2 protein-coding genes and 2 pseudogenes are annotated in these 2397 nt (G+C 23.1%); all 4 read left to right on the forward strand.

Features of this window, described 5'->3' with window-relative positions; translation table 11 throughout:
* A pseudogene (locus tag KQ44_RS00025) lies at positions 1-363 on the forward strand (hypothetical protein); the annotation flags it as partial.
* 2 nt (positions 364-365) lie between these two features.
* Positions 366-1022 carry a permease prefix domain 1-containing protein gene (locus KQ44_RS00030; RefSeq protein ID WP_096735707.1) on the forward strand — a complete coding sequence of 219 codons (657 nt, stop codon included), beginning with the start codon at positions 366-368 and terminating at the stop codon, positions 1020-1022.
* 86 nt (positions 1023-1108) lie between these two features.
* Entirely contained in the window at positions 1109-2113 is a 1005-nt protein-coding gene (locus KQ44_RS00035) for a hypothetical protein (protein ID WP_096735708.1), read from the forward strand.
* 19 nt (positions 2114-2132) lie between these two features.
* Positions 2133-2397 (forward strand): annotated as a pseudogene (locus KQ44_RS00040) (NADH:ubiquinone oxidoreductase); the annotation flags it as partial.

The raw sequence follows: 2397 nt of genomic DNA on the forward strand, positions 1-2397 counted from the left end.
TTATTATGCTTTATTTCTTTGAAAAATAATAATATATTGTTCTTTTCTTATATAAATAATTCATTAGTTCCAAGTATATTTTTTATTATTTCTGGAATAATTGCTATTTTATTAACTACGGTTATACCATTTATTAATATGCGTAGTATATATGAGGCAGTTGAATATACTTATAACGATTATAAAATCAACTTAAAATATTCTATAATAGGTTTTTTAATTATATCATTAGCTGTATTTATATTTAATATGTTTTTTAGCCCGCATCATTTTTGGTTTTTATTTGTTATTATATATGCTTCATCTTGGCCTTTGACTGTATTTTTCTTTTATAGTTTTTTTAAAAATTTAAATGGGAAATGATTATGAATATTAATGAATTTTATAAAAATGTTAAAAGAAAATATCCAAATACTAAAGAAGTACTTGAACAGTTAGATGAAATAAAAGATATGCTTAATTCTGAAGTTAAAGATTATGTAAAAAATGGAATGAAATATGAAGAAGCATGCAGTAAAGCTATAGAAAATCTTGGAAATATCGATGAAGTTTTTGAAGATATAAGTAAAGATGCTAAAATCGTTTATAATGTTTATATAAAAATATTAACAGCTTTAATATCCTCTTTTTCTACATCTTTGTTGGCTTTTATTTTTGGTTTAATCATAGATAATTTAAGTTTTTTTAATGAAACTACTAAAATTGGATATAAACTTACTATGCCCTATTTTTATTTGATGTTATTTATTTATATAGTTGTTTATTCTCTTTGGAATTTCTCTGATAATATAAAACCTAAAATAAGAAAGTATGGTTATGATATTTATAAAATTAATTTAAAAAACTCTATTATTGCGGTTATAATTTATTCAGCAGTAATGCTTATTATAAATATTGTTACTATTAAATATAATAATTATTTATGGTTTGTTTGGGCTTTTATGGGAATATTAAATTGGACTATTTCTATAATTGCAGATTATTATTTATTTAGAAGTAAAATATTTGAATATAAAAAATAAATTTATAATATTTTATACAAAGTATATTGACAGACATAATACTTATGTTATAATAGTACTATAAGATAAATAGTAGGTGTGATGCTTTGAAGAAAATATTATTAGTATTTTTTATATTGTCAAGTTTTCTTTTTGCTCAGAATGATTTTGTAAAATCTGGTTTTCATTATAGTTATAACTATTTTGGATTTCCTTTTTCTGTTGATTTAGGATATGCATATAAAAAGAATTCACATTTTGTATATGTACCTCGTGTAGGAATAAGTTTTGATTACGGCTCTGAGTCATCATTTGGAATATTTGCTAATATTGGAATGGAGTACAGATATAGAAGATTTTTTATAGATTTAAATTACAAACAAGGAATAACGCCTCCTTTTTCTACATTTAATTATAAAGATTTAGAATATTACGGACAATTAAAATTAGGATATTCTTTTGATAATGTAATGATTTCTTATGGTATGAATATAGGAAAGATACTTTCTTCTGAGAGAGAGGTTTACAGATTAAGCTCTATTTTTAAGATTAATCAAAGTGTTGGTTTAAGTTCTACATTTGTTGATGACGGTGTTAATAAACTTAAATTTAATGCAGGCATAGGTGCGAGCATTATACCTAATGAAAATCAGTATTCATATAATGTTTCAGCTAGTATGCCTTATTCATTTTTTCATTATTGGGGCGAGCTTGGTATTATGCCTTATATAGGATACAGTGCTTATTTTGATAAAAGCAGTAAAAAATATTCTATAGGGTTTAAATATTTATACTCTCTTATGATGATGCCTTTAAGTAATTTAGAAGCCCATCTTAAAAATATGGATTTTCTTACATTTGTTCATTTTGAATATAAATTTTTTATGAGATTTCTTCCGTCTGGTTTTAATGATATATACTTAGTTGCTTTTGGGAATGTGGGATACGGAAAATATTTTGAAACTAGCATTGATAAAGGAAATTTATTGTATGTAGTAGGAGGAGGAATAGGGTATAACCTTTATGGTACAACACCTTTACAATTAACTTTCGGTGTTGATAATAATAAAAGTTTGGTTATGAATTTAATAATAAGCACTATAGTGTTTTAATATTTTGGAGTTTATTATTATGGTGAATGTTAAAAATAAAATTATATTTTCTTTTTTATGCTTAATCTTTTATACAGCATTGAGTTTATCATTTTATTTAATACCTTTTAATTCAGAAGTATTAAGTTTAATTGCAATATTTTGTACTACTATATTTAGTGTATTTTTTATACTTCCAGCATTTTTATATTCTCCTATTTATTCAATAGTGATTGGTATTTTATATTATATATTTTTCAGATTATTTGAAATTATAAGAGTGTTTACTACTTTGGATTCTACAC

The organism is Brachyspira sp. G79 (genome assembly GCF_002379365.1).
Classification (GTDB): Bacteria; Spirochaetota; Brachyspiria; order Brachyspirales; family Brachyspiraceae; genus Brachyspira.